This is a genomic window from Secundilactobacillus sp. MJ173 (assembly GCF_059704265.1).
The window spans coordinates 70389-92289 of record NZ_BAAKGN010000034.1; the positions used below are offsets into that span (position 1 = coordinate 70389).

A 21901-nucleotide genomic window follows, 5' to 3' on the forward strand; every position below is an offset into this window, starting at 1 on the left:
AGGCAATGTACGAAACAAAGCAGTTAGAACACTGACTTGCATGCAGTTCTCTACCTGGCACAGCCAAATTAAACAATATCGAAGAAACTCTCAACACCCAAAACAAGGAGGACCCAACCATGGAAAACTACATCAAAGCAACCCATCAAAAAGAAGCTGTAGAAGCCCTCAAACGAGTGGTTAAACATCCGTCAAGTACAACAGATCCTGCGCCGGGTGCGCCATTTGGTCAGCCAATCCGTGATGCATTAGATGAAATGATGCAAATTTGCGCTGAACTCGGGTTTAAAACTTATACGGACCCGGATGGTAATTACGGCTACGCGGAAGTCGGCGAAGGTGAAGAGATATTTGGTATTCTTGGTCACGTAGACGTTGTCCCAGCTGGTGATGTGATGGACTGGAGCCATGATCCCTTTGAACTGGTGGTTGAAAACGGCGTGGCCTATGGACGTGGTGTTCAAGATGATAAGGGACCATCAATCGCGGCGTTGTATGCTGTTAAGGCCTTAATGGATGCTGGCGTGACTTTCAAAGAGCGGATTCGTTTCATTTTCGGTACGGATGAAGAAACACTCTGGCGTGGAATTGCTGTTTATCAGCAAAAAGAAGCACCGATTACTCATGGTATCGCGCCAGACTCTGAGTTCCCGGTGACTTATGCTGAAAAAGGACTGCAACAATCCTACTTTGTTGGACCAGGCAGTACGGCATTTAGCTTAAAGATGCAGCATGCCTTCAACGCGGTTCCTGCAAAAGCGCAATACAACGGTCCAAAATTGGCGGAAGTAAAAGCAGCGCTGGACGGCTTCGGGTTTGACTATGAAACGGATGAAGATGGCATTACCGTCACTGGTAAATCGGTGCACGCAATGTTAGCACCTAATGGGACTAACGCGGTGTTACGACTAGCAATGGCGCTGGATCAAGTTTTCCCAGATGGACCGCTGGGATTGATTGGGCGTTGCTTCAAAGAAGATGCCACCGGCACTCATTTAATGGGTGAAGTAGCAGATGAAGCGTCTGGGCATCTGACGATTAATATTTCAAATATTGAAGTCGGTCCTGAAGAGACACGGATGCAGGTAGATATGCGGATACCAGTAACCGTAGACCACGATGAACTGATTGAGAAGATGACAAAGAAGATTGCTGAATATGGATATCGTTATGAAGATTTCGATTATTTGGCACCGTTATATGTCCCTAAGGACAGTGAATTGGTTGAAAAACTAATGACCGTTTATCGTGAGGTTACTGGAGATGATACTGAACCGCAAGTTTCTGGCGGGGCAACGTATGCGCGAACTATGAACCAATGCGTGGCCTTTGGTGCAATGTTGCCAGAAGTACCAGACTATATGCATCAAGTGGATGAACAATGGGAACTAGAAAAGATGTTTACAGCGATGGACATCTATGCTGCAGCTATTAAGGTAATCGTGGGCGATTAAGAGAGTGTGAAAACAAGCGTTTAAAGAGTGGCATATAAGGGCTCACAGCGAAAATTTTCCTGAACTTAAAAGTTAATTGACAAAAAGGCTTAGAGACAGTGAATATCACCGTTTCTAAGCCTTTTTGGTTGCTTGAGCTAACCCTCATATTGATCGTCTAAGTACACGCCGATATCTTCAACGTATAATTGCCCAGTATACTGATTACCCTGATCAGTAACAAAACCGTTCTTGGCGTAAGCAAATGAACTGGTAGCAGTCGCCTTCACCGTGGCACCCTGTGGCTCACCGGTATCGGCGTTTAATCCTGAAGGTACATCCACACTGAAAACTTTAGCGGATGAAGCGTTGATTGCATTGATCCAATCAGCAAATTTACCTTCGACCGGCCGATCCAAACCAATGCCGAAAATGGCATCAACAATCGTGGTGTAACCCGTTAGATCAGTACTTGCTGGAATAACAGGAATCTGATAGTAATGCAGAATCTTAAGCTGCTGTGCAGTTTCAGTAGACGTGTGGTCTTCCGCACCCGTGAGCATAACGGTAACTTTAACACCTCGCACATGTAACATTCGGGCAATTGCGAGGCCATCACCACCATTATTGCCTGTACCGGCAAAAACTAAAACGGCCGACAAATCAAAGTTGCCGTTTAATAATCGACCAGTTGCACCTAAAGCTGCCCGTTCCATCAGGACTAATGATGGAATACCGATTTCTTGGATTGTGTGTGAATCGCCCTGACGTGCCTGAGCAATGCTTATTGTTCGTGTCATCTCAACCACTCCTTACTATTTTCTTCAAGTCTAGCGTAGTCGTTTAGTGACTGGAATACCAGTGAGAAGTTAAGCGATTTTTCGCAAAAAGAATTCCGGTAATAGGTAGTTGATCACCATTATCGGAATCCTGTGTTTAGTTGATTTAAGAAACGAATTTAATTTTTAATTTCCTTATCGACACGATTGCCGTTTAAGGTTGTTTGATGCCGATCAGACAGCACAACCTTTGACACATCAAATAAATCGCGTCCAAGAGTATTAATATCGATCTCTTTTAAATCGGGTGCAAAAGACTGCCACCACTCATCAAGCTTGGATAAACCATAATCCAGTAGCTTTTTGCCATCCGCGGTAAGTGTCAATTCCTTAACACGTTTATCGTTGGCGGCTGCTTCTTTATGAATTAAGCCAAGTGCAGTTAAATGCTTGACCATTCGTGTCATCAGACCTTCATCGACAGCTAGCGTTGTGGATGCGCGTCGTTGACTGACAGGCTGACTCTCAAGAATCAGAACCATCAGATACATTTCCGTAATGTTAACGGGTAATTTATCCTTAATCAACAGCTGATTCATATCACGTTGGAGCTGACGATGGAGAATAGCGTTATAGGTTGAAACGGTTAAATAATCTTTCTTAACATCTGCCACAAACTTTCACCTCGGTTACTTAAAAAGTTGACTATTAAAGTATAACTGTATTTGTATAAATTGAATAGTTTTACTTAGTCAATTTTTAGAATTTTTGTGATCGCTGCCTGCATTTTATCAGGCTGCACCGTGGTGTTGTGGCGAACTTCGGCATGGAAGAGGGTTTCAATGGCTTTTGGCAGCGGTACGTTGATGTGGTTTTGAAGTTGTTTCACAGCGTCAAGGCCGTCAACTTCAACTTGATGGCCCTCAATGGCGCTGAGAACCGCGTTGGGGAATTTATATGGACTGGCAGTTGAAACGATAACCATCGGATGCTTGTCGTTGGTTGTTTGCCGGTATTTATCCGCGACGGCCTTTGCAATGGCGGTGTGAGGATCAATCGCGAAATCCGTGGTGGTATAAACGTTAGCGATGGCTTGCTGGTCATCATCACCGCTAGCAAAGTCCGCTGAAAAAGTAGCTTGCAGTTTTTCAAGGACGGCCGGTTTAACCTGGTAGTGACCGTTCTTTTCTAGTTCATGCATGTAAGCAGCTGTTTGCGTGGCATCTTCACCAGTTGCGTGAAAGACGAGCCGTTCCAAATTACTGGAGACCAAAATATCCATGGATGGAGAAGTGGTTGTGAAAAATGGACGGACACGATCATAGTAACCAGTTTTAAAGAAGTCAGTCAGGACGTTATTTTGGTTTGAAGCACAAATCAAGCGGTTGACAGGTAACCCTAACTGTTTAGCGTAATAACCCGCTAAAATATCACCGAAGTTACCAGTTGGCACGCTGAAGTTAATGGTATCACCATTTTTAATGGCACCTTGTTTAACCAGTTGACCATAAGCGTAGAAATAGTAAGCGACTTGGGGCACTAACCGACCGATATTAATAGAGTTGGCTGACGAGAATTGGAATCCGTGAGCATCGAGTTGTGCTTCAAAATCCTTATCGTTGAAAATTTCTTTAACGTTAGTTTGAGCCTGGTCAAAGTTACCGTTAATCGCAACTACGTAGGTGTTTTCGCCCACTTGGGTAATCATCTGCTGTTTTTGAATGGCACTAACGCCTTGGCTCGGGTAAAAGACGATGATTTTGGTGCCAGCAACGTCCGCAAATCCAGCCATAGCAGCTTTCCCAGTGTCACCAGACGTGGCAGTCAAAATCACGATTTCTTTCTTAAAATGATTCTTCTTGGCTGCCGTTGTCATAAGGTGAGGTAGAATGGACAGCGCCAGATCTTTAAAGGCGATAGTAGCGCCATGGAAGAGCTCCAAATAGTAATCATCGCCATGGTGAGTGACTGGCGCAATCAGTGAGTCGTCAAATTTATCGTCGTAGGCTGCATTGACGCAGTTATGGATTTCGTCATCTGTGAAGTCGGTCAAGAATGCTTTGAGTACTTTGAAGGCAACTTCTTGATAGGACATGTTTGGTAGTTCGTTTAAATCTAAATCGAGTTGGGGTGTTTCAGTTGGAACATAAAGGCCACCGTCTGGGCTTAACCCCTGTAGGATTGCGGCGGATGCGGTTAAGGCCTCGTCTGCAGTGCCGCGAGTACTGCGATATAAGAGTGTCATAGTAATCTCCTCGTTTACTTACAAATTGTAGTTTCTTTATCACTAGTTTACCTGATTTAATGAGAAATTGCAGAGGAGTTTTTAATTTATTGCTCATTTTGTAGCTGGAGAAGAGCCAACGCTTTCCTTCATTACTAATGATTGTTAAGATGTATTAATCGATATCGTTTCTTCAAGGAAACTTAACAGGAGTTTTGGAATGTAACATGCTAAAATGTGTTGAAGACTATGACAGAAAGAGGAATTACTCATGGAAATTGATGTACCAGAAACCATGGCAGAAGTCGAAAAAGAAGTTGCTCGCCGTCAAGCTAACGGTGAGACCGTGACGGAAGCCGAAGTTATTAAAAGAACAGTATTAGCCTCATTTCAAGCCTATTTAGAATTTGCTGAAGAAGGTCACTACGATTCAGCAAAGTGGGCAGGGGATAATATTGAAGTGATTGATATTATGAAACAGCCCATTGAGACGATTAAGCCGCAGACGGACTCGTTTGTGACGGATTTTAAGGCAAGCAACGATGCCTGTTTCTTATACCTGCAAGAGGCAGCTACAAGAATCGCGGGTATGCGTTAGACTTGAAATCATAGTTCAACACCGCTATCATAGTTGTGTTGGGCGCCCTTAGTGTAATGGATAGCACATGAGATTTCGGTCCTCATGATCCGAGTTCGACTCTCGGGGGGCGCAATTGGTGTTTTTTAACTTAATATGATTAAATAAAACGTTGATATATCAGCGTTTTATTTTTTTACTGTCCGTAGATTACTATATTTACCGAATATTTTTCGGTAAATATTCGGCAAGCTTTTAAAGCTAAAGAAGGCTACGGATAGTTTAATCACAGACTTAGATGTTTTTGTATTGATCAGCTGAATAGATTTATGAACCTGACTCAGTGAGCTATCTGTTAATGGTACGCTAATGATGTGGTAAATCAGTCTTTGTATGTAATCTACTTAATCAGCATGGGACCCATTATTTGTTCGTCTAGACCTCAGCTAGTTGGTTTAATCGTCAGCGGATTAGGCGCGGTCAGGTAAAATATCAGCCGGTAATATGGGTAGCTTCATACGGTGACTCAACCTGAGATCGACAATTCTCAAGTCTGGCAGTATGCCAATGATGGCTATCATTTAAAAATCGACTTTAATTTTGACTCAGGTAATCATTTAACTTAAAATTAACCTGTGCTTTAAATTCAAGATTTGTTTTGAGTAATGGGGAGGAAAAACGTATGAAAAAGGGGAATATGTTTTATCTGTTACTAGTTTCTTTAGCGGCAGTATTATTTTTAGGGGTTAATACACAGCATGCTTCAGCTAAGGATATTTTTGCATATCAAGGCTTCTCGTATGTAGGGACTGGTAAGCAGGCTACGGTTTACGGAATTGACGATTCAGACGGGTACGAACATACCAATCCAGCTAATGTCGTTATTCCAGAAAAAGTTGTGGATTCAGATAATGGAAAAACGTATACGGTAACCAAGGTTGCAAAAAACGCTTTTGATTCGAATTTCGGAGCTATAAAATCAGTTCATTTACCTGACACAATAACTTCAATTGGCGAAGATGCCTTTAGCTATGCTCGGCTGACATCGTTCACTGCTCCGAGAGACCTAAAGTATATTGGTGAAGATGCCTTTGAATTTAACAAGCTTTCGTCTCTAAAGCTCAACAAAAAGTTGGTTAGTATCAGTTGGGGTGGATTTGCATATAATAAGCTGACAACCCTTAATTGTCCATCATCTCTTCGATCTATCGGAACTGCTGCATTTGTATCGAATAAATTAAAAACGGTTAAGTTCAATAAAGGACTGAAGAGTGTATCTAGATATGCATTTGAATATAATAAACTACACGTTCACAAGTTGCACATTGCTAAATCAACCAAGGTTTCTAAACTTGCTTTTGATGGGAATTACAAATGATTTGGTTGCTGAATGATTTATTCAGAGGGGTGGGATAGACAACAATTGAACCCTCAGGTGACGTTAGTCTCTTTTGAGAATTCACTGTTAATAAAATAGTCTTCCGATGACGGTCTTTCCCGCTTAATTAAATATTCTAGAACTGTAAGGCCACTGACTCTCTGTCGGTGGCCTTTTTAAGATTAACTAAATTCGGTTGAATTTGTACCAGAATTGTTGTCTGGATTTAAAAGCAACTCGACTACTAATGGTTAATTTAACAAAATTGTAGTTGAACAGGATGCTGACTCACCGGTATTACTCAATTTACGTAACGTTTTATTGCTCTCATTAACATTATTCTTACAGAAAAACTATTTAGAATATATTATCTTAGCTATCGTAACTATTGCGTAAATCCAATTATTGTGGCGATTTACTAATTCATACTAATCCTGATAAATCTTATTTTTTCTGGGTAGAGTCCTCGGGGGCGAAATTATATTTGCCGTTTAAAGCAGTTGCTTCAAACGGCTTTTTTGTGGTTTTAGGAGATGTTCCTCCGCTCGTTTAAATTTCGGTGGTAAGGGCGTGAAAATCTCTAGTGACGTTTGTGCAACAATTTTTCATGTGATAAGCTTAACAAAAACGTTGTGTTCAATGGGAGAGAGTGTTGTCATTGAAAGTAATCATTCATCAAAAGCAGAACAACATGAACATCTTACTATTAAGCTTAATGACGGCTTGGCTGGCCTTTGTCAGTGGTTTGTATTCACTGACTTATTCAATGGGGCTTGTGGGCCTTAACCTGAACTTTTTTACAGCTTTTACCAATTTTTCGATGGTGACAGCTTTAGCCGTTGTTATTTTTGGCGTACTGGCAATTGTGACACTCTGGTTATCGCGTACTAAATATTATTTGCCTGCTTGGTTCATGGGACTATTCACATTATGTTGTTTGCTTTATCAATGGGATAACGATCTTGTATTAGATATGTCCTGGACGAATTTGACAATGGTCATTATTGGGGTTGCTTCGATCGTATACTACGTTGTGTGTCAGAGACGGTGTGAATAGATAATTTAAAGAGAAATTTCGCAAACAAAGAAACAACTTAGATGCTATGAGAATAGGCGTCTCAACCAATTACTGTTATATGATTATTTCTATTTTTCGCTGAAATTAACATAAGTTAATGTGCCTATGATCGAGCGATGCTAAACTGACCTCAATCAAAAAAACAAGTGAGGCAAATTAAAAATGAAAACAGTCATTATCTTCGACCACCCATATACAAGTACTGCTAGTGAAAATGTACCGCATCAACGTTCCTTTCTTGCAGCAATCTACAAGCAGGTTATTACACAGCTGAAGGCTGAACATTCAGAAGTGGACCTCATCGATCTCCACGCTGATCATTTTGATCCAGTGATGTCCGCTGAAGACTTATCGAACTGGCGACGAGGAGTGCCCATTAACGCTCAAGTTGCAGACTATCAAAAGCGATTATTAGATGCGGATCAAATCATCTTTATGTTCCCGATTTGGTGGGAAGTCATGCCAGCAACGATGAAGGGTTTTCTCGATAAAGTTTACGCAAAGGGCTGTCTGTATCAGGCTGGATCGATGCAAACCAAACTCGTTCGGCAACCTAAAATCAAAGTGATTACCACGATGAGCACCCCAAGTTGGATTTATCGTTGGGTGATTGGCGCACCACTTTTAAAAGCGATGTTTCGAGGGACGTTTCTTAAGACGAAACTTTTCCATTTTAAGTGGTACAGCTTTTCGCAAGTGGAAAAGAAGTCATTGGCACAACGTCAACGACTGATTCGAGAATTTAAAGTGTAATTTGATTGAATATTGGGATTGACTTCGAATTTTTTGTTCTTAATAAAATTACCGTTATATAGCGAAAGAGCTGAGATCATGTGAGATGAACTTGGCTCTTTTCTGTTGAGTACGTTGGCTTTGTGGTTCGACCGACTGTCAGAAACAAACTGATTCAGTATCCTCAGCTGACTTTCCGGCAGGAGATTATTTCTACAGCGTCATCGCTACACCACTTTCATTTACTAAATTTGAGAGAAATGTTATAAAACAACAGTATTTTTACTAGCATCCCCATTTTTTTGTTTGCCCAATGATATAGTTATTAGAGCAAGGCAAGATTTTTAACCTATTTGAAAGGACTGTATTCAAAATGTTGCAAGACATAGCGCCAACGGTTTTGGACAATCAGTATCACCGTGCACGAACGCCTAAAAAGGATGATTTTATTGTCGTTTATTCTTCCAAACGGGTACTTTTATTAAAATCGGATCAACTACCAACGTTTGAATTTTCTGACAAAGAGTGGCATTTTGACAGTGATGATTATACCTATCTACTATCTGTTGATGGTACCTCATTCTTTTTGATTACGAAGTCCGTGAACGAAAGTAACGAGTATCGTTTTGAATCCGTGGAAGCGTTAAGAGAATTACAGCCGCAATGGCTTAGTTTCGCTATCGCTACCGCAGCTCACCTTGGATGGTGGTATGAAACTCACAAATTTTGTGGGTTTTGTGGGCAGCCTTTGGTCCAAGATAAACAGGAGCGGGCATTGGTATGTAGATTCTGTGGGCAAAAAATTTATCCTGAAATTTCACCAGCAATTATTTTAGCAATTACCAATGGTGATAAAATCTTGCTAACAAAGTTTCTAACGGGATACCAAAAATATGCGTTGCTTTCTGGCTATGTCGAAATAGGTGAAACACTTGAGGACACAATTAAGAGAGAAGTTTCAGAAGAAGTCGGACTCTCTGTGCATAATATCAATTATTACGGCAGTCAGCCCTGGGCGTTTAGTCATTCGTTGCTAATGGGTTTCACGGCTGAACTAGATAAGAATTTGCCAATTGAACTCGAAACTGATGAACTTTCTAAAGCACAGTGGTTTGATCGTGACAAGATTCCCCATGATGATAAGACGCTTAGTTTAACGTGGCGGATGATTGAAGATTTCAGACATCATAAATTTTAGTGTTACCCACTGAACTGACGCTAAAATAACTTGCATACAAATAATGGGTTATGCTCACTCTGGAGCAGACAAGCGGATAAATAACGCTTGTGTCCTCTAGGGTGAGTTCTTGTATGGAGAAGAGAAAATCCAGATACACACTTAGTTACAACATTAAGGATGAATAGATTAAACAAAAACCAATCATTTTGGGGTAAACTATTATTAGATAGGAATGTAAATATTTGTAGAGGGGAATAAACTATGATAATAACGACTCGAAAAATTTCTGATTTTTTAGCTGCTAATAATGTGGATCCTAGCAAGTTAGACCAGTTTTTAGTGCAAAATGACTTTGGCGGTGGCTATGTGGTTGATGAGAAACCAGTAGAAGATTTCTACGATTGCTTAAAAATCACGCAGCAGCAATTTGCAGAAGCAGTAACCCCAGCTAAACTCATCAGCATTTACAATAATTCGAAGATTGAAATTATTCTTTTTAGTTGGCGTAAGGAAAAAGCACCGAACGCACCTTTTTATACTAATGAGGGCGATACGGGCATCATTATCAACGGCGGTGCTGAAGTCTTCGTCGATTTATTTCCTGATCGGCAGTTGAATAAAAAATTAGGGAAATTGATCAGCGAGTACATTACTCAATAATGGCATCATCCATCGCGGTACTTATTGAATAAGGAAACAGTAATAGTTCCAGCAGATAATCACTGTTGGGGCTATTTTTCTGTACTTATTTTGAAGACAGTAAAAAAGACGTGTTGATTAACAACACGTCTTTGTTTATAGCCCTGATAAACTTTTTTCTACGTCCTATGGCTCTCTCTCTTGGAACTGCTCTTTGTCCCCAAAATGAAGTATAACACTTTTCCAATAGAAAATTCCGTTTTACCTAAAAATAATTGACAAATCAACAGAAATAGTGCGAATTGTTGATATAGAGCGCTTTCAGGGGCCCTTTGTAAACTCAAATGACTGAAATTGTACGTGGATGATGGCGTGTTGGGGCAGGTTGATGGTCAAATAAAATTTCAGCAGTGAAATGTAAAAAGGATAGCCAGTTGCTTAAAAGTGAAGTAAACTTTGTAGTTAGTTCATGATGTTTTGAACGCTAACTACTAAATGGAGGAATTGTGCATGAAAATCAGACCAATCGAGAAAAAGGATAACGCACAGATCAAAAAGATTATTCAAGCTGCTATTCGTGAGTATGGCAATGATTTACCCGACTCACCGTATTATGATGAGGTTCTGGATCATTTAGCAGAGCACTACGCACAGCAGGATAAAGCGAAGTACTGGGTGGCAGAAGTTGACGGTGAATTAGTGGGTGGCGCCGGTCTTGGTCCATTTTCATACCCCAACACGGCGGAATTTCAAAAGTTATACCTAACACCGGCTGCTCGAGGGCATCACATCGGCCATCAATTAGAAACTTTGGCAGAGAAGACCGCTAAGGAATACGGTTATGAAAAATTTTACATAGAAACGTTTTTGAATTATACGTCAGCACGGGGATTATATTCGCACGTTGGCTTTACACAGCTCGATAAACCTTTGGGAGATAAACCAGCCCACAAGGCATGTACTGCTTGGTATGTAAAAGACCTTTAAACATTGACATTATTAAACTTTAGAAACCAGAATGGCGAATTTTCAAATACGCTATTCTGGTTTTTATTAAGTGTAGATTGCAACCGACAGAGCATTAATGTAAAATCAAGTTAACCAGTAGTTGCAAATGCAAGTACTAAATTCTAATTTAGGATGTGTCAATATGGCTAATTTAGTTGTTGATCCAGCTTTTTGGGATCTTTTTCCGGATGCCCAAATCAATACCTTAACTGTTCATGGTTTAAATAACACTGTTGATGAGTCACAAGATCCACATTTTCAAGCTTTATTAGATGATGCTATGGCGAAGTCTCACCAGTATTTGACGGAAGATACTTTCCGCAATAATCCGGTAGTCGCACAATGGCGTGATGCCTACAGTAAGTTCAAGAAAAAGAAGGGCGCTCGGTCATCCATCGAAGCTTTATTAAAGCGAGTAGATCAGGGCAAGACGCTTTCCCCAATCAATCCGTTAGTGGACGTGTACAATAGCGTTTCGCTGGAATTTGGCGTTCCTTGTGGTGGCGAAGATTTAGCTACCATCGATGGGCCAATGCACCTTGGAGTCGCTAAGGGTGGCGAGGCCTTTAAGCCATTGGGTGTGGATGAAGACGAACCCGCTTTGCCTGGTGAAGTGATTTACTACGATAAAATTGGGGCAGTCTGCCGTTGTTTCAACTGGCGTGATGGCGAACGGACTATGCTAACAGAAAAAACTACGGATGCTATTTTAGTCATCGAAGCGATTAACGCAGAACAACGTGCGCGTCAGGCTGAAGCAGTGACCACAATGAAGGCACGACTTCAAACTGAATTTGGTGTTGACGCTGATGTTGACACGTTTACGGTAGCTTAAATGAGCGATGATCCATTGAGAACCATCGGTGTCATTGCCAAAGCACTAGATGGCATCGCCAATATTGAATTTAAACAGTATCACCTGACGCGCGGTCAGTACATGTACCTCACACGAATCTGTGAACACCCGGGGTTAACGCAAACCGAGTTGGTTAATTTGATTAAGGTGGATCGGGCAACGGCCACTCGAGCGGTACAGCGATTAGAAGAAAATAGGTTTGTGCGCCGTGAAACGGATGACCATGATCGCAAAATCAAACACATCTGGCCCACTGAATATGCGCAAGAAGTTTACCCTAGAATCAAGGCAGAAAACGACTATTCAACTCAGGTTGCGCTGACGGGTTTCAGTGACGACGAGGTTCAGCAAGTCAAATCGTTGTTAAACCGAATGAGTAAAAACGTCAGTGAAAGTTGGGAATTTGTTAAACAGGGTGGGCATCGTGATTATTAATGTGTAGGCTAATCCGATTGATTACCACATAGTTGTTGATGAGCAGAGACAGATTGTCTTATAGGTGTTTAGCCATGCTATAATTTGGGTATCAAATCAGGTTATCGAGGTTAAAAAATGACTCAAATAACGGCGAAAGATAAGAGCAAGGAAAAGTTTTATCAGGCACTGCTGCAGATTAAATCAGAGGGCTTGGATTACGGGACGTTAACTGTTCAGCAGCTTGCTTCGTATGCTGGATTGTCTCGTCAAACATTTTACCGGCATTATCAAGATAAAGACGAAATCATCACATCGCGGATCCATGAATTTAAACTAAACGCATTGCACCACTTCACCCAAACTTCTAAACTGGATGCGCAATCAATGATTAGTTTTCTGTTGTCATATTGGGACAATCATCGGGAATTCTTTGCACTGATCGAGTGGTCAGGCCTGCGTGAAGTTTTTATTGATAACGTGGCGTTTATGAATCGTGAAATCATGAAGATGAATAACGTTGTGCATTTGAATGAAACCTATATTAGTAACACCTACGCGGGAGCCATTTACATGTTTTTGGTGAGCTTTTTAAGTGACGAGCATCGTCATACTCATATTGAAACGCTGATTCAGTTATTTTTAACGTTGACTAACGGGCAGGAGCTGCTATTTAAATAGTGACATTTTGGTGGAATTTGATACATTTTAGCGGGTATTTCCATGATAATCTATGGTTGTGAAATAAGTATCAAACTTTGATGGAGGTATTATCATGGAAATTACAGCTGCAGTTGCGTTAAAACAAGGCGATCCTCTCGTTGTTAAAAACGTTAATTTAAATGACAAATTAAAATCTGACGAACTATTAGTTAAAACCGTTGCAAGTGGGATTTGTGGTGCGGATATTCAAGAAATCAATGGTGGTCCCACAGGCTTTGCACCGATTCCCATGATTATGGGCCATGAAGGTGCTGGGATTGTGCAAGCTGTTGGTTCAAGTGTGACTGAATTCCAAAAGGGTGATCACGTTACTGTTTCGTATGCTAGTTGCGGAACCTGCAAACAGTGTGTTGCTGGCCGGCCATACGCTTGCGAGCGGATGAATGAGCTAAACTTTGAGGGCAAGGATATTGATGGTGGTACCCGCTACGAACTTGATGGTGAAGCATTGAGTTCATTTTTCCAGCAAAGTTCTTTCGGTAACTACATGAAAGTGCAAGCCAGAAACGTGGTTAAAGTGACTAAAGATGTTGATTTGAAGTTACTTGGTCCTCTTGGATGCGGTCTGCAAACGGGTGCAGGAACCGTTTTGAACGACTTGAAACCAGAACCAGGCGACGGCATCGTTATCTTCGGGACTGGTACGGTTGGTCTTGCCGCAATCATGGCTGCCAAAGTTGCTCATTGTGACCCAATCATTGCCGTTGACGTGGTTGATAGCCGACTTGAGATGGCGCTTGAATTAGGCGCAACCAACGTCATCAACAGTAAGAAGACGCCTGATGTACCAGCCGAAGTGAATAAGATTAGTGCGGGCGGTGTTGAGTTTGGCGTTGTTTCAGCTGGCGTTAATGGTTTAGCTGAAAACGCTGTTCGCTCAACTGGCATCTACGGTCAGATTGGGATTATTGGCGGGGCTTTTGAAGGCAATTTCAATATCGCGCAGGATATTCTGATTCCCGCACGGACGGTTCGCGGTGTCCTACAAGGATCATCACTCCCTAAATTATTTATTCCAAAATTGATCAAGCTATACCAAGATGGACAATTTCCATTTGATAAATTGGTTAAGTTCTATGATTTAGCTGACGTCAATGAAGCAATTGAAGATTCTAAGTCGGGGAAAGTTATCAAGCCAATTTTGGTGATGCCAGAAAATAACTAGTATTTAGACAGCTGTTAGAATGTTGATCATTCTGATAGCTGTTTTTTGATTCAAAGGGAAATTGCACAATCTAAAGCACATCAAATCTTAATCTTTTCTTAATTATTAGGTTGTCCCGATATTCGGGGGAGAGTATACTTAATTTGTTTGAGGAGAATCGCTTTCATACTTTATTATAGGGGGAATCATCATGAATTTTTGTCCTAAATGTGGTGCTAAGATTGAATCTAAAGAGATGCGCTTTTGTCCGAATTGCGGGCATAAATTAGTGGCAAACATGGGCGATAGTGCTGAAAAGGTGAGTTCTGTAGGGGAAACTACCGCAGCTAAGCGACCAACAGCACATGTTGCTGTGGAAACACCTAAGGCTAAGGTTAAACCGGAACCTGAAGTTGAACAGCCGCAAGAATCGGAACCCGAAGAGACGACATACACGAAGTCAAGAGGCAATACGTGGATCAAAAAGGAGTTCTCAGCTAGTGCCCTGTTATTTTGGGTCAAGGGCCAGATTTCGGTGGATTATCGGTTTGTCAGAATTAATGAAAAGAATACGGTTTTAGGTGTTTTTCCAGCGGGCTCACATACTCAAAACGTACCGTTGAAAAACATTTCTAACGTTTCGTTGAATACAGCGTATAAAATAAGTCGTTTCATTTGGGGGATTATATTGTTTTTCTTTGGTTTCGCTGCAATGGATGCATCCGTACTATTAGGGTTGATTTTGATGGTTCTAGGTGTAGGGATGTTCTTAAACGGTATTATGACCCAGTTGGAAATTGAAAAAAGCGGTAACGGCTACACGATTGCGGTGCCGTTCTTTAATAAGACGGATATGCAAGAAGTTCAACAGGTGATTGAAGATGCCTTAAGCACGGACGTTGATAAGACGGATCAGAGCTTGTATCAGCACCGGTTGAATCCGAATGATTTGGATAACGTTCAATAATTGAATGGATATAGAAAAAAGCAGTTCACAGATTGCGTGTTAATCTGTGAATTGCTTTTTTTCTATATTTGAAAGATTTAGTTACCCAAGAAATTAATACCAAACTTTTAATCTTTTCTCGCCAATGTTTAAACAATGATCGTCAATGCGGTATCGAAAACGTTTGAAATCTCCTAGAAGACTATCAGTAGTGAAAACATCAGCTTCAGTGACTTCGTCCAGAGAAATGAGTGTAAATAGTACGCGAGAAATTTTTCTTGGAAAAACATCAATTTTATTAATAATGACTAAATTAACGGTGTCCGAAATTGATTCCAAATAATGACGGACTTTATCTTCAGACTGGCAGAGGGCTTTGTCTCGAATTTTCAAACTGACCGTTTCGCTCAGCGTGTTACCACTCTCGGGCTCATCATACCATGGGATGTCAATGGGAGCACGACCATGTCCCTGATTAGTAATGATGTAATGCAGTCCGTCTTTAGAATCAAGGAAAGTGGTTGCGACTGAGTAAAGCGGTACCTCTGTCAACGATAAGGCTGTTAGAATTAACTGTGCTGAGTCGTCCGTGTAAGTAACTTGGTTAAATAAAAATTGAAATGGTTCTTCCACTGGCTGTAACAATTTGTAGAAGCCACCATGTGACAAGTCAGACATGTCATCAATGGTGACGTTAAAAACGACATAGTTTAAATCAGCATGGTCGCAAAATTCAGAATTTTCCATCATTAAATACCTCGTTTGGAATTGGCAAAAGGGTCGGCATAAATTGGCAGGATGACTATTAAAACCTATTTTTTCCAGGCCTGAATCATTTCAGGGACGTGAGTTAACGTCATCGTTAACTCCTGAGTGTCATCAGCATAGGTAACGATTGCTGAAATAGATTGGCTGGGGATGCGGTAGGCTTGGTATCGCTGAAGTGCTAGAACTTGTAGCCCGTTGATTGTTTGATCATAAGCACAACGAAGGGTTGTTAACGGAATATTGTCAGGATAGAAATTATCATCAAACACATATTCGTCATCAGATTCATATCGCAAATCATTCAGAAAAGATTCATATTGTAATTCATTCAAATCAATTGTCAGCTTTTGAGGGATAGTATCGTAATGGTGAGACTGAAGAAATTTAAAAATAAAGGATTGAAACTGAGTAAAGTCGCGGTAGAACCAACATAGAAAATCATCCATATTATCACTTTCATTATTCAAATCGGTCAGTTGATGTTTTGTAGCCGTACGGATTAAGTTTAAACATTTTTCCTGGTTAAGATCATCGATCCAAAAGGGAATTGAAGCATCACTATCATCTACAAGGGGGGCTTGCGGATCGTCCAGGTTCAGCTCAGTGGATTTAATCGGTGAGGTACGAACATAAGGAAATAAACTGTCAAGGCTACTATCGAGAATCATCAAATCAAACGGGAGATCGGGCTCGGAAGGGTTTAATCTATCAGGAATGAATTGTTCTAGAGGCATGAAGTTATTTTCAAAAGTGTTACAAGTTTCGTTAATTTGAGTAGCGATAGTTGAGTCGAATAGATGGGCCGCATTAGTGATTTCCTGAGTTTGACGAGCTGGGATAGCAAGAAAGCCTAATTCAAAAGTTCGGAGTGGTTTCGAAACGATATCTTTGTCACGCCAAAAAATAGTGAAACTGGCATCAACCAGTGTTCGGTCATCACCGGTACCGATGATAAATTCAGGTTGAAACATAACGGCTAAATGGTCGGAGATTTTTTTAAGGCGCCGATTTAATTCAATTGCACCACTTAGTGTGACAGCTTTGGTATATCTGGTTTCTTCATACGGATACATAGACAAACACGCTCCATTCTTGGTAAATTAGAATTTCCTTAACCGGTAGATATAGTATACTGAGGTTCAGCGACAGTATACGTCGCTAGTAACCAATTTTTTAATTAAAAAAATAAAATTGTGTTTAATATTGTTGCTAAAGAAACGACGTCAAATGACGTTATGACCGCCTATATTAATGCTGAAAGATAAGTTGTATCTAGAAGGGAAGTTACCCAAATGGATAAACAAACAGATGCCAATCAAAATAACGAAAAGAAAGTGAAGTGGGATTCTGATATTAGAGCACGAGTTACCGGTGAGATGCTATGGCTATTTCGGAAACATTATTTCACCATAGAAGATGTAACTGATGCTTTTATTATTGGTGATCAAAGGACGATTCAGCGGGATTTAAGGGCGATGAGACAGGCGATGAAAAATTTGCCCGATGTGGGTGCCTATACTGTGAAATTTGATCAAACAATCCCTGGGTATCAATTACGATATAGATCAGATGATCCGGACTATCCCCAAAGTAAAAAAATGGACGATTTTACGGTTGAGGAAGCTTTAGTAGTCATTAAAGTTTTGATTGGATCAAGAGCTCTCAATAAAGATAATGTGGAAAAAATCGTCAAGCACTTAAAACACTATCTGACCCCAAAACAGCGAGACTTTTTGCAGCGACAAACCATAGAAACACTTAGTAAGTATTATCCAGTAAAAACGGTGCCAGATTTGATTGATCGTGTGAAACGCTTTACGGAATGGATAGATAAAAAGGCAACGATAAAATTTACCTATCAAAGCAGTGTCCCTAATTCCAGTACAACAAAAAAACGGCGAGGGGTCCCTCTGAGCCTGTATTTTTCAGAGAACTATTTTTATGTTCTGCTGTATGACGATGAACATCAGAAAAGTAGAATTTATCGGCTGGATCGGTTCATCACATTCCGTAGTACAAATAGTGGCAAAGTAACAGTGCCTCGAACTGATAAAACAGATGTCGGCGAGTTACGAAAAAAGACGTATCTCCTATCTGGCGGTGGCGACACCACGTTGGAATTTTGGTACCGTGGTTTCCCGCAAACGGCATTGGATCGGTTTCCTGAAAGCAGTGTTAAGCAAATACGTACTTCAGAGGATGGGTCCCGTGAGGTATTAATCAAGTGTCCCAACGTGGCTAGACAAGGGGCTAAGCTTTGGTTGATGAGTCAGGGATCCTTGGTATCGGGAGTGAAGCCTGAATATCTTAGGCATGAAATTCGTGAGGAACTTAAGCGGACGATAGAGCGATATCAATAACGATAAAAGGGACGCAATGCTATTTGAACTCATTATTTTTTGAGTTGCGATATGTAATTGATTTTGAATAGTGTCAGCGTTGTTCACAAAAATAGACCCGGTGCTTTTTCAAACATCAGGTCTATTTTTGATTAATGTTGTGTAACCTCTAAAATTTTTTCGTGAACTTTTTCAGCTTTCCAATGACCGTTGGATCCTGAGTAGTGTGGAATGGTTTTTACAGGTCTCTTAGCAAATTTTGAAAGTGGCGTGAATGCTTTGTTACCTAAAGCAACTAAGGTAGCGTCACTAGGAATTCCCAGCTCATCTAAGTGCTGTTCCAATTCAGCTACATCACTTTCCGTAATCTCAACGTTATTACTTTTACTGTCGATTGTGTGTGAGAGGTCGGTCATAAAGGCGCCCCACAGATCAGTGCCATATGTGGCTGCAGCCAAGCGATAATCCATACTCTTCTTTTGACCATGGAAATTCAGAAAAGCTTGATCAGCGGGGTGGTCGATGACTGCATTACCTGGGTTCATGCCAATCAAAACATACTTAGTTTGTTTAAGATAAGCAGAAAGATCATTGGGTAACTGTGCGGATGGGAATGTTTCTGGTTGATAGTTTTCACCAAAAGCTTTTTCTTTGCCTGCTGGATCTTCTGGTAAATCTGAAGGAACATCCCAAATTGCCCAGCTATCGAGATTGTTAAACGGTAAAGTTGTCATGTAAAAGACCTACCTTTTCTGTATTTAGTATTGAACAAACATAGTATACGGTGTCTTGACGACAGAATATGTCGTTAAACAGATAGAAAATTAAAAAATCAGCGATATCCAGTCGACAGAAAGCGGTTACTATAATGTGTTTATTATATCGCAAAGAAAAACTAATTTACATATAAGGAAAAAGGAAAATTAACTAATTTAGCGACAGATGGTGACGTTTACCAATGCTAAGGTATGTCCACGATGACACGAAACATCAAGGCAGTGTCGTTGATTCTACTCACAACTAATGGAGGGATTTCGATGAAAAAAGGACTTATGTTAACCGGGTTAATAAGCGTTATATTTTTAACCGGCTGTGGTAATAGCAGTACCAATGCTAGTGGTCACAAGGAAAAGGATGCGGTGATTCCGGTTAAACAGTTAACCACCAAAGCTAATCAAGGATATCCGGTAATATCTGGGGTCAAGAATTCGGTGCGGTTGAAACCTGACAAAATTGATAGCCAAGCTAAAATTGATAAGTACCTGAAAAATCGCTTGTTTTTGGAAATGGATGGTTCTAAGTCAGCAATCAAAGAGGCAATGGCTGATGATGATGTTTACGATTCTTTAGTCACTCAGGGAATTTTATTCGATTCCAAAAATAAAGAACACACTTTTGTTGATATAGCTGATGAATTGGAAGATGGTGATAAAACGCTCACTTACAATTACTATCCCAACTCGATTAGTCCAAGTCGCGTTGAATTGAAGTGGAATCAGCAAACTAAAACCATTATGAAAATTGAACACGGTGATGATACCGATGATAGTGTTGCCACCTCGTATAAAGGGAGAATGTTACCAGATGGCACCATTAATATGTATTTAGTAGGAACGTATAACGGTTACAAGGGCAACGATCCGCTGAGCGTTTCCATCTTAAAATTGGACAATGACTATCGGTATGTGGCATTAAATAGTAAAGCCTATCATTTTAAATTCTTAAATGAATAATTTTGGGTTCAGTAAGTATAACGGCTCTACTGTACGGATGAGTAGAATATAATTTTAGAAATTTATGGAAATGCATACTTTAAAAGTTGACAGTTCGATTTCAAAAGCGTTATTATCAATGGCAATCACATGAGAATAAAAAAGTTGATCAAGATGAGTAGGATGTTGCGCCTTAAAAGAGAGCTGGCGGTTGGTGAAAGCTGGTAAGGCAACACGTTTGAAGATGGTCTTGAATTTAAACTAGCAGTGAGGCTTAGCTAAGCTGTCTACGGGTTTGCGTGCGTTATTCATGCAAGGTTACAGCAGATTTTGCTCTAACTTATTGAGCCACTTTTTGTGAGAAAAGTGGAAATTAAGGTGGTAACGCGGCAGTCGTCCTTAGGTTCTAAGTTTAGAATCTAAGGACGTTTTTATTTGGAAGAGGAGTGGTTTGATGTCAGAGAAAAATATTGAAACCTATCGACAAAAGTTGGCCCAGTATATTAAGTTAAGTTCAGTTTCTGCTAAATACCAGAATATTCCTGAAACAGCGGCTTTCTTGAAGCAAACCTTTGAAGAACTTGGTGGCAAAGTTCAGGTGTTTACGGATGAAAAATTTCCATTGGTATTCGCCGATTTTCCGGTTCCTGATGAAAAACCAGGTGCGCCAACCATCTTATTTTACAATCACTATGATGTTCAGCCAGCTGAACCATATGATTTATGGCATACGGATCCTTGGACACTAACCGAAAAGGACGGCAAGTTGTTTGGTCGTGGTGTTGCTGATTGTAAAGGTGACTTGTTTGCACGATTGACAGCGTTAAAGGACTACCTAGATGAAAATGGGCAACCACCTGTACACATCAAGTTTCTGGTTGAAGGTGCAGAGGAAATTGCCAGCCAAGGAATTCATAGTTATTTTGACAAGTATGCTGATTTATTTAAAACCGATCTGATTATTTGGGAATCTGGTAGTAAAAATGAGATTGGTCAACTAGTAATCACCGGTGGTAATAAAGGAATTAGCTGCTTCGAACTATCAACCCATTCCGCAAGTATTGATCTGCATTCTTCTAACGCCGCGGTGGTTGATGGGGCTCTTTGGCATTTAATCGCCGGTATTGCTAGTTTGCACAAAGATGGTAAAATCGCCGTTGAAGGCTTCTATGACGGTGTTGAGGAACCTTCAGAACGGGCTAAGCAGTTAGCACACAAGATGTACTATTCACCTGCAAAAATCAGGGAAGAAGACCAGCTCGAATATCCGTTTATTCAGGGCGACGATGAAGATGCCATCAAAGAAGCACTGTTGTTTGCTCCGAGCTTGAATATTGAAGGTGTCAGTGGCGGTTATGAAGGCGAAAGCGTTAAAACGGTGTTACCCAAACAGGGTGTTGCTAAATTTGATGCTCGGTTAGTCCCAGGACAAGATCCAGTTGATATTGCTAACAAAATTCAAAAACAGCTTGAGAAAAACGGTTTTGGTGACGTCCATGTGAAGTTCACTATGGGTGTTACCCCTTACCGTTCCGACATGGATGCACCACTGATCAAGGAGTTGATCACCACTGCAGAATCAGTTTATGGCGGTGAAGATAAAGTTGAAGTGTTGCCAACTTCAGCGGGAACAGGACCATCATATGACTTTAATCATTTCTTGAATGCACCAATCGCAGCCTTTGGGGTTGGTAATGCGCAGTCTGGCCCGCATGCGCCAAATGAAAATATCGTGATTAAGGACTATGAGACGGGAATCAAATTGCTGGAACAATTCTTCAATAACCTTCATGAGAAATAGTTATGTCAGCTTGACAAATAAATTATACATGATTAGAATGTTCTCATAAGGTAATCGGATAAATTAAAACGTGATTAGCATATATCTAAATTGTTGCTAGTACAGCGTTGTTATCCACCTAAACAATTAATGTGTTTTTAATACATGAACAATCGATAAGAAGAAGAGTA

Annotated in this window: 22 protein-coding genes, 1 tRNA gene and 1 other annotated feature; of the genes, 17 read left to right on the forward strand and 6 right to left on the reverse strand. The window is 40.6% G+C overall.

The window, feature by feature from the left end; genetic code table 11:
• Window positions 1-119: 119 nt before the first annotated feature.
• Window positions 120-1454 carry a M20 family metallopeptidase gene (locus AC6H04_RS05325; RefSeq protein WP_497570697.1) on the forward strand — a complete coding sequence of 445 codons (1335 nt, stop codon included), beginning with the start codon at window positions 120-122 and terminating at the stop codon, window positions 1452-1454.
• Window positions 1455-1591: 137 nt separating this feature from the next.
• Here AC6H04_RS05325 and AC6H04_RS05330 read toward each other — a convergent pair whose 3' ends face one another.
• The 3 genes from AC6H04_RS05330 to thrC all read right to left on the reverse strand — a co-directional run bounded on the left by AC6H04_RS05330 (window position 1592) and on the right by thrC (window position 4457).
• Window positions 1592-2233 carry an NAD(P)H-hydrate epimerase gene (locus AC6H04_RS05330; protein ID WP_497570698.1) on the reverse strand — a complete coding sequence of 214 codons (642 nt, stop codon included), beginning with the start codon at window positions 2231-2233 and terminating at the stop codon, window positions 1592-1594.
• Between the two features lie 158 nt (window positions 2234-2391).
• Window positions 2392-2886: a MarR family winged helix-turn-helix transcriptional regulator gene (locus tag AC6H04_RS05335; RefSeq protein ID WP_497570699.1), complete on the reverse strand. Its 495-nt coding sequence runs from the start codon at window positions 2884-2886 to the stop codon at window positions 2392-2394.
• 74 nt (window positions 2887-2960) lie between these two features.
• Window positions 2961-4457: a threonine synthase gene (thrC, locus tag AC6H04_RS05340; protein ID WP_497570700.1), complete on the reverse strand. Its 1497-nt coding sequence runs from the start codon at window positions 4455-4457 to the stop codon at window positions 2961-2963.
• Between the two features lie 250 nt (window positions 4458-4707).
• On the opposite strand from thrC, the gene AC6H04_RS05345 reads away from it, so the two are divergent.
• The 13 genes from AC6H04_RS05345 to AC6H04_RS05405 all read left to right on the forward strand — a co-directional run bounded on the left by AC6H04_RS05345 (window position 4708) and on the right by AC6H04_RS05405 (window position 15132).
• On the forward strand, window positions 4708-5034 hold the full coding sequence (locus tag AC6H04_RS05345; protein WP_497570701.1) for a hypothetical protein: 327 nt from the start codon (window positions 4708-4710) through the stop codon (window positions 5032-5034).
• A gap of 42 nt (window positions 5035-5076) precedes the next feature.
• Window positions 5077-5148: transfer RNA gene (locus tag AC6H04_RS05350), tRNA-Arg, on the forward strand.
• A 547-nt stretch (window positions 5149-5695) separates the two neighbouring features.
• Entirely contained in the window at window positions 5696-6391 is a 696-nt protein-coding gene (locus AC6H04_RS05355) for a leucine-rich repeat domain-containing protein (RefSeq protein ID WP_497570702.1), read from the forward strand.
• A 658-nt stretch (window positions 6392-7049) separates the two neighbouring features.
• Window positions 7050-7448 (forward strand): hypothetical protein, encoded by a 399-nt coding sequence (locus tag AC6H04_RS05360; RefSeq protein WP_497570703.1) that lies wholly within the window; start codon window positions 7050-7052, stop codon window positions 7446-7448.
• 183 nt (window positions 7449-7631) lie between these two features.
• A complete protein-coding gene (locus AC6H04_RS05365; RefSeq protein WP_497570704.1) occupies window positions 7632-8222 on the forward strand; it encodes an NAD(P)H-dependent oxidoreductase in 591 nt (196 codons plus the stop codon).
• A gap of 352 nt (window positions 8223-8574) precedes the next feature.
• Window positions 8575-9399, forward strand: a complete 825-nt coding sequence (nudC, locus tag AC6H04_RS05370) for an NAD(+) diphosphatase (RefSeq protein ID WP_497570705.1) — start codon at window positions 8575-8577, stop codon at window positions 9397-9399.
• 243 nt (window positions 9400-9642) lie between these two features.
• Window positions 9643-10041, forward strand: a complete 399-nt coding sequence (locus tag AC6H04_RS05375; RefSeq protein WP_497570706.1) for a hypothetical protein — start codon at window positions 9643-9645, stop codon at window positions 10039-10041.
• Window positions 10042-10530: 489 nt separating this feature from the next.
• A complete protein-coding gene (locus tag AC6H04_RS05380) occupies window positions 10531-11007 on the forward strand; it encodes a GNAT family N-acetyltransferase (RefSeq protein WP_497570707.1) in 477 nt (158 codons plus the stop codon).
• Between the two features lie 163 nt (window positions 11008-11170).
• Entirely contained in the window at window positions 11171-11863 is a 693-nt protein-coding gene (locus AC6H04_RS05385) for a B3/B4 domain-containing protein (protein ID WP_497570708.1), read from the forward strand.
• A complete protein-coding gene (locus tag AC6H04_RS05390; protein WP_497570709.1) occupies window positions 11864-12319 on the forward strand; it encodes a MarR family winged helix-turn-helix transcriptional regulator in 456 nt (151 codons plus the stop codon).
• Window positions 12320-12436: 117 nt separating this feature from the next.
• A complete protein-coding gene (locus tag AC6H04_RS05395) occupies window positions 12437-12979 on the forward strand; it encodes a TetR/AcrR family transcriptional regulator (RefSeq protein ID WP_497570710.1) in 543 nt (180 codons plus the stop codon).
• Window positions 12980-13073: 94 nt separating this feature from the next.
• A complete protein-coding gene (locus AC6H04_RS05400; RefSeq protein WP_497570711.1) occupies window positions 13074-14186 on the forward strand; it encodes an NAD(P)-dependent alcohol dehydrogenase in 1113 nt (370 codons plus the stop codon).
• Window positions 14187-14376: 190 nt separating this feature from the next.
• On the forward strand, window positions 14377-15132 hold the full coding sequence (locus AC6H04_RS05405) for a zinc-ribbon domain-containing protein (RefSeq protein ID WP_497570712.1): 756 nt from the start codon (window positions 14377-14379) through the stop codon (window positions 15130-15132).
• A gap of 93 nt (window positions 15133-15225) precedes the next feature.
• On the opposite strand, the gene AC6H04_RS05410 is transcribed toward AC6H04_RS05405, so the two are convergent.
• Together AC6H04_RS05410 and AC6H04_RS05415 are read right to left on the reverse strand one after the other, a co-directional pair.
• Window positions 15226-15861 (reverse strand): hypothetical protein, encoded by a 636-nt coding sequence (locus tag AC6H04_RS05410; protein WP_497570713.1) that lies wholly within the window; start codon window positions 15859-15861, stop codon window positions 15226-15228.
• A gap of 62 nt (window positions 15862-15923) precedes the next feature.
• Window positions 15924-16952: a hypothetical protein gene (locus tag AC6H04_RS05415; RefSeq protein ID WP_497570714.1), complete on the reverse strand. Its 1029-nt coding sequence runs from the start codon at window positions 16950-16952 to the stop codon at window positions 15924-15926.
• Between the two features lie 219 nt (window positions 16953-17171).
• On the opposite strand from AC6H04_RS05415, the gene AC6H04_RS05420 reads away from it, so the two are divergent.
• A complete protein-coding gene (locus tag AC6H04_RS05420) occupies window positions 17172-18239 on the forward strand; it encodes a helix-turn-helix transcriptional regulator (protein ID WP_497570715.1) in 1068 nt (355 codons plus the stop codon).
• Window positions 18240-18370: 131 nt separating this feature from the next.
• Here the strand turns inward: AC6H04_RS05420 and AC6H04_RS05425 are convergent, their stop codons facing one another.
• Window positions 18371-18952 carry a hypothetical protein gene (locus tag AC6H04_RS05425; protein WP_497570716.1) on the reverse strand — a complete coding sequence of 194 codons (582 nt, stop codon included), beginning with the start codon at window positions 18950-18952 and terminating at the stop codon, window positions 18371-18373.
• A 303-nt stretch (window positions 18953-19255) separates the two neighbouring features.
• Here AC6H04_RS05425 and AC6H04_RS05430 point away from each other — a divergent pair, with 303 nt between their 5' ends.
• Together AC6H04_RS05430 and AC6H04_RS05435 are read left to right on the forward strand one after the other, a co-directional pair.
• Window positions 19256-19951, forward strand: a complete 696-nt coding sequence (locus tag AC6H04_RS05430; RefSeq protein WP_497570717.1) for a hypothetical protein — start codon at window positions 19256-19258, stop codon at window positions 19949-19951.
• Window positions 19952-20086: 135 nt separating this feature from the next.
• Window positions 20087-20334 (forward strand) — a binding site (T-box leader).
• Window positions 20335-20384: 50 nt separating this feature from the next.
• Window positions 20385-21731, forward strand: coding sequence for a M20/M25/M40 family metallo-hydrolase (locus AC6H04_RS05435; protein WP_497570718.1), 1347 nt, complete (start codon window positions 20385-20387; stop codon window positions 21729-21731).
• Window positions 21732-21901: the final 170 nt, after the last annotated feature.

Excerpts from the sequence above, each read along its gene's own strand:
- AC6H04_RS05415 (WP_497570714.1), bottom strand. The coding sequence starts at position 16,952 with ATGTATCCGTATGAAGAAACCAGATATACCAAAGCTGTCACACTAAGT.
- nudC (WP_497570705.1), top strand. The coding sequence starts at position 8,575 with ATGTTGCAAGACATAGCGCCAACGGTTTTGGACAATCAGTATCACCGT.
- AC6H04_RS05330 (WP_497570698.1), bottom strand. The coding sequence starts at position 2,233 with ATGACACGAACAATAAGCATTGCTCAGGCACGTCAGGGCGATTCACAC.
- AC6H04_RS05430 (WP_497570717.1), top strand. The coding sequence starts at position 19,256 with ATGAAAAAAGGACTTATGTTAACCGGGTTAATAAGCGTTATATTTTTA.
- AC6H04_RS05365 (WP_497570704.1), top strand. The coding sequence starts at position 7,632 with ATGAAAACAGTCATTATCTTCGACCACCCATATACAAGTACTGCTAGT.
- AC6H04_RS05435 (WP_497570718.1), top strand. The coding sequence starts at position 20,385 with ATGTCAGAGAAAAATATTGAAACCTATCGACAAAAGTTGGCCCAGTAT.
- AC6H04_RS05375 (WP_497570706.1), top strand. The coding sequence starts at position 9,643 with ATGATAATAACGACTCGAAAAATTTCTGATTTTTTAGCTGCTAATAAT.
- AC6H04_RS05325 (WP_497570697.1), top strand. The coding sequence starts at position 120 with ATGGAAAACTACATCAAAGCAACCCATCAAAAAGAAGCTGTAGAAGCC.
- AC6H04_RS05425 (WP_497570716.1), bottom strand. The coding sequence starts at position 18,952 with ATGACAACTTTACCGTTTAACAATCTCGATAGCTGGGCAATTTGGGAT.
- AC6H04_RS05395 (WP_497570710.1), top strand. The coding sequence starts at position 12,437 with ATGACTCAAATAACGGCGAAAGATAAGAGCAAGGAAAAGTTTTATCAG.
- AC6H04_RS05420 (WP_497570715.1), top strand. The coding sequence starts at position 17,172 with ATGGATAAACAAACAGATGCCAATCAAAATAACGAAAAGAAAGTGAAG.
- AC6H04_RS05380 (WP_497570707.1), top strand. The coding sequence starts at position 10,531 with ATGAAAATCAGACCAATCGAGAAAAAGGATAACGCACAGATCAAAAAG.
- thrC (WP_497570700.1), bottom strand. The coding sequence starts at position 4,457 with ATGACACTCTTATATCGCAGTACTCGCGGCACTGCAGACGAGGCCTTA.
- AC6H04_RS05405 (WP_497570712.1), top strand. The coding sequence starts at position 14,377 with ATGAATTTTTGTCCTAAATGTGGTGCTAAGATTGAATCTAAAGAGATG.
- AC6H04_RS05410 (WP_497570713.1), bottom strand. The coding sequence starts at position 15,861 with ATGATGGAAAATTCTGAATTTTGCGACCATGCTGATTTAAACTATGTC.
- AC6H04_RS05390 (WP_497570709.1), top strand. The coding sequence starts at position 11,864 with ATGAGCGATGATCCATTGAGAACCATCGGTGTCATTGCCAAAGCACTA.
- AC6H04_RS05400 (WP_497570711.1), top strand. The coding sequence starts at position 13,074 with ATGGAAATTACAGCTGCAGTTGCGTTAAAACAAGGCGATCCTCTCGTT.
- AC6H04_RS05345 (WP_497570701.1), top strand. The coding sequence starts at position 4,708 with ATGGAAATTGATGTACCAGAAACCATGGCAGAAGTCGAAAAAGAAGTT.
- AC6H04_RS05385 (WP_497570708.1), top strand. The coding sequence starts at position 11,171 with ATGGCTAATTTAGTTGTTGATCCAGCTTTTTGGGATCTTTTTCCGGAT.
- AC6H04_RS05355 (WP_497570702.1), top strand. The coding sequence starts at position 5,696 with ATGAAAAAGGGGAATATGTTTTATCTGTTACTAGTTTCTTTAGCGGCA.